At 70.4% G+C, this 4,795-nt stretch carries 3 protein-coding genes; all 3 read left to right on the top strand.

Annotated elements, in window-relative coordinates:
* The first annotated feature begins 14 nt into the window (after positions 1–14).
* Positions 15–1,400, top strand: a complete 1,386-nt coding sequence (locus ACFU53_RS46680) for a class II fumarate hydratase (RefSeq protein ID WP_384006365.1) — start codon at positions 15–17, stop codon at positions 1,398–1,400.
* Between the two features lie 114 nt (positions 1,401–1,514).
* On the top strand, positions 1,515–2,207 hold the full coding sequence (locus ACFU53_RS46685; protein WP_384006362.1) for a DUF402 domain-containing protein: 693 nt from the start codon (positions 1,515–1,517) through the stop codon (positions 2,205–2,207).
* A 343-nt stretch (positions 2,208–2,550) separates the two neighbouring features.
* Entirely contained in the window at positions 2,551–4,662 is a 2,112-nt protein-coding gene (locus ACFU53_RS46690; protein WP_384006363.1) for a SpoIIE family protein phosphatase, read from the top strand.
* Positions 4,663–4,795: the final 133 nt, after the last annotated feature.

Genomic DNA, 4,795 nt, shown 5'->3' on the forward strand with positions numbered 1-4,795 from the left:
GCGCTGTACCGGACATGAGTGACTACCGCGTCGAACACGACTCCATGGGCGAGGTCCGAGTGCCGGCGGACGCCAAGTGGCGGGCCCAGACACAGCGGGCGGTCGAGAACTTCCCGATCTCGGGGCAGCACATCGAGCGCGCTCACATCGAGGCCCTGGCCAGGATCAAGAGCGCCGCCGCGACGGTCAACGCCGAACTGGGCGTGCTCGACAAGGACATCGCCGAGGCGATCCGGGAGGCTGCCGCGGAAGTGGCCGAGGGGCGCTGGGACGAGCACTTCCCGGTGGACGTGTTCCAGACCGGGTCCGGGACCTCGTCGAACATGAACACCAACGAGGTCATCGCCACGCTGGCGAGCGAGCGGCTCGGCCGGGACGTACATCCGAACGACCATGTCAACGCCTCCCAGTCGTCCAACGACGTCTTCCCCTCGTCCATCCACATCGCCGCCACCGCCGCCGTGACGCGTGATCTGATCCCTGCCCTGGAGCATCTGGCCTCGGCGCTGGAGCGGAAGGCGGAGGAGTTCGCGGACGTCGTGAAGTCCGGTCGTACGCATCTCATGGACGCCACACCGGTCACTCTCGGCCAGGAGTTCGGCGGGTACGCGGCCCAGGTGCGGTACGGCATCGAGCGGCTGGAGGCCTCGCTCCCCCGGCTCGCCGAACTCCCCCTGGGCGGTACGGCCGTGGGGACCGGCATCAACACGCCGCCCGGGTTCTCCGCCGCCGTCATCGCGGAGGTCGCGCGGACCACCGCTCTGCCGCTCACCGAGGCCCGGAACCACTTCGAGGCGCAGGGCGCGCGGGACGGGATCGTCGAGACGTCCGGGCAGCTCCGTACGATCGCCGTGTCCCTCACCAAGATCGCCAACGATCTGCGGTGGATGGCGTCGGGGCCGAGGACCGGTCTCGCGGAGATCTCGCTCCCGGACCTCCAGCCCGGGTCCTCGATCATGCCCGGCAAGGTCAACCCGGTGATCCCGGAGGCCGTGCTCATGGTCGCCGCGCAGGTCACCGGTAACGACGTCACGGTCACCACGGCGGGCGCGTCCGGCAACTTCGAGCTCAACGTCATGCTGCCCGTCATCGCCAAGAACGTCCTGGAGTCCGTCCGGCTGCTCGCCAACGTCTCCCGGCTGCTCGCCGACCGTACGGTGGACGGGATCGTCGCCCACCGGGAACGGGCCCGTGAGTACGCCGAGTCCTCGCCGTCCGTGGTCACCCCGCTCAACAAGTACATCGGGTACGAGGAGGCCGCGAAGGTCGCCAAGAAGGCGCTGGCGGAGCGGAAGACGATCCGGGAGGTCGTCCTGGAGAGCGGGTACGTGGAGCGCGGCGACCTCACCCTGGAGCAGCTCGACGAGGCACTGGATGTCCTGCGGATGACACGGCCGTGACCGCACGGCGAGTTTCAGCCGTCTCAGGTGTCACACGGGTAACCGATTCCCGCCAAGGCGTGAACCGTGAGCGGTACCGCAGCGTCATATGCGCATGACACCTAATATCTGCGCATGGGAGACGACGGAGTGGTGAGACGAGTGGAAGCGGGCGAATCGACGGCGTTCTGGGAGCCGGGGAGTCAGATCCTGTGGCGCTACCGGGAGAACGGCGGCGAACGCTTCCATATCGCGCGCCCCGTCACGGTCGTTCGCGACGACGAGGATCTGCTGGCCGTGTGGATGGCGCCCGGTACCGAGTGTGTACGGCCCGTACTGGCGGACGGCACCTCGCTGAACTCCGAACCGCTCACGTCCCGGTACAAGAAGCCGCGCAGCGTGCGGCTCGGCCGGTGGTCCGGCACCGGGGTGCTGAAGCTGGCGCGGCCGGGCGAGCCGTGGTCGGTGTGGCTGTTCTGGGAGCAGGGTTGGCGTTTCAAGAACTGGTACGTCAATCTGGAGACGCCGCTGGCCCGTTGGGACGGCGGTGTGGACTCCGAGGACCATTTCCTGGACATCTGCGTGTATCCGGACCAGTCGTGGAACTGGCTCGACGAGGACGAGTTCGCTCAGGCTCAGCAGGACGGCCTGATGGACGCTCACGCGGCCGAGCGGGTCCGGGAGGCGGGTCGTTCCGCGGTGGAGGCGATCCGCGCGTGGGGGCCACCGTTCTCGGACGGCTGGCAGCACTGGCGCCCGAATCCGGCGTGGGGAGTACCGTCTCTCCCGGACGACTGGGACCGTACGCCCGCGCACTTGTCCTCATGAGACCCTTGATGCGCCCCCGGTCCGCAACCGTAGGATCGTCCTCCGCAAGAGTTCACTGGGGCAACTCCCGCAGTTCGGGCAGGGCTTGACCGTACGTCACCGAGGGGCGGCAAGACGTGATCAAGGGGTACGAGGGTTACACCGGGACGAGCCGGAGACGGCCTGACGGATGGGCAGTACTGTCGTTCGACGAGCCCACCGGTACCGTGTGTGGCACAGGAACTGCCTCTGACCACGCGGGAATTCCGTTCCCAGGACACGTATTCGGGGTATCGGCCTTTCTGCGGGACGAAGTATCGGGATTGCGGGACGCACTGCGCGCACAACGCGCAGTCCCGGACGGATGGATTCGACACGCGTGACGGAGCACCCCACCTCCCACGAGCGCCCTCAGAGCGGCGCCGGCCCCACGGATCCCCGCGGGGCGCTCCTGCGTACCCAGGAGCCGATGCGAACCGCGCCCGCCGCGGCCTTACCCGCTCAGGCACGCATGGGTGACGCGCCGGCCGAGCCGGGCACCGCGGCCTCGTGCGCGAAGAGCGGACAGGCCCCCTCGGAGCACGCCCAGCCGGCGCTCTCCGAGCACTCCCAGCCCGCGGCCACCGAGCCCGACCCGCACCGCCCGCGGCCCGCGCCGGAAAGCATCCCGGCGCAGCCCGACGGTGAGCCGGACCGGTCCGGCGGGGCCGGTGGCGGCCTGGAGCGGCGCAGCGGGCAGGGAGTGGCGCCGGGCGCCCCCATGCCCATGCGACGGGACGGCGACCGGCTGCGCTTCGTGGGCGCCGCGACCCGTCGGATCGCCCGGGGCATAGACCTGGACGAGATCGTGATGGGTCTGTGCCGGGCCACCGTGCCGACGTTCTCGGACGCGATCCTCGTGTATCTGCGCGAGCCGCTGCCGGTCGGCGACGAGCGGCCCACCGGGCCCATGGTGCTGCGGCTGCGCCGCACCGACCGGATCCCCGAGGAGCGGGACACCGAGGGCGGCTTCATGCCCGCACTCCAGCCCGAGCAGCCGGTCGATCTGGCGGTCGTCACCGCCGAGCAGTGCGAGGTGCGGCCCGGCGGGGCGCTCGCCGAGGTGCTGCGGGGCGTGCGGCCGGTCTTCGCGGACGCGCCCGCCGCGCACGACGCGCTGCCCGAACTGCTCGGCCCGGACGCCGAACTGACCGTGCCGACCGGCCAGCGGGCGATCCTCGCCCCGCTGCGCGGCCGGCGCCGGGTGATCGGCGCGGCGGTCTTCCTGCGCCGCCCGGAGCGGATGGCGTTCGAGCAGGACGATCTGCTGGTCGCCGCCCAGCTCGCCACGCACAGCGCGCTCGGCATCGACAAGGCGGTGCTGTACGGCCGTGAGGCGTACATCGCCGACGAACTGCAGCGCACGATGCTGCCGGAGGCGCTGCCGCGCTGCACCGGCGTACGGCTCGCGCACCGGTATCTGCCGGCCGCCGAGACGGCGCGGGTCGGCGGCGACTGGTACGACGCGATTCCCCTGCCGGGGAGCCGGGTCGCGCTGGTGGTGGGTGATGTGATGGGTCATTCGATGACCTCTGCCGCGATCATGGGGCAGCTGCGGACCACCGCGCAGACGTTGGCGGGCCTGGATCTTCCGCCGCAGGAAGTGCTGCACCATCTCGACGAGCAGGCGCAGCGGCTGGGTACGGACCGGATGGCCACGTGCCTGTACGCCGTGTACGACCCGGTCTCGCATCGGATCACCATCGCCAACGCCGGGCATCCGCCGCCGGTGCTGCTGCATCTCGGCGGACGTGCCGAGGTGCTGCGGGTACCGCCGGGTGCGCCGATCGGTGTGGGCGGCGTGGACTTCGAGGCGGTCGAGCTGGACGCGCCGGCCGGTGGCACGTTGTTGCTGTACACCGACGGGCTCGTGGAGTCCCGGCTCAGGGATGTGTGGACCGGGATAGAGCAGTTGCGGGAGAAGCTGGCCGCGACCGCGCAGTTGACCGGGCCGGATCATCCGCCGCCGCTGGAAGCGCTGTGCGACGAGGTGCTCGACATGCTCGGCCCGGGCGACCGGGACGACGACATCGCGCTGCTTGCCGCGCGGTTCGATGGGATCGCTCCCAGCGATGTCGCGTACTGGTTCCTGGAGCCGGAGGAGATGGCTCCGGGGCGGGCGCGTCGGCTGGCTCGGCATGCGTTGTCCCGCTGGGGGCTCGAGGAGTTGACCGACTCCGTCGAGCTGCTCATCAGTGAGGTCGTGACGAACGCGGTGCGGTATGCGACTCGGCCGGTCACGTTGAGGTTGCTGCGGACGGATGTGCTGCGGTGCGAGGTGACCGATGACGTGCCTCAGCTGCCTCGGCTTCGGCAGGCTCGGGCGACGGACGAGGGGGGCCGTGGGCTCTACCTGGTCAATCGGCTGGCCAAGCGGTGGGGGGCTACTCGGTTGAGTGCGGGGAAGGTTGTCTGGTTCGAGCTGAATCAGGCGTGACCGCTCTGCTGGGTTGAGCCGCTCGGAGCTCGGGGCCGACTGCGGGCTGCGGGCTGCGGGTTCGTCGTGGCTGGTCGCGCCCACGCGGCGGAGCCGCACATGTCACAGCCCCGCGCCCCTTGAAGGCAAAAGC

Source organism: Streptomyces sp. NPDC057474 (assembly GCF_042802555.1).
Taxonomy (GTDB): Bacteria; Actinomycetota; Actinomycetes; order Streptomycetales; family Streptomycetaceae; genus Streptomyces.

What these genes read in the sequence shown, in the direction of transcription:
- ACFU53_RS46680 (WP_384006365.1), top strand. Translation starts at nt 15, where the DNA reads ATGAGTGACTACCGCGTCGAACACGACTCCATGGGCGAGGTCCGAGTG.
- ACFU53_RS46685 (WP_384006362.1), top strand. Translation starts at nt 1,515, where the DNA reads ATGGGAGACGACGGAGTGGTGAGACGAGTGGAAGCGGGCGAATCGACG.
- ACFU53_RS46690 (WP_384006363.1), top strand. Translation starts at nt 2,551, where the DNA reads ATGGATTCGACACGCGTGACGGAGCACCCCACCTCCCACGAGCGCCCT.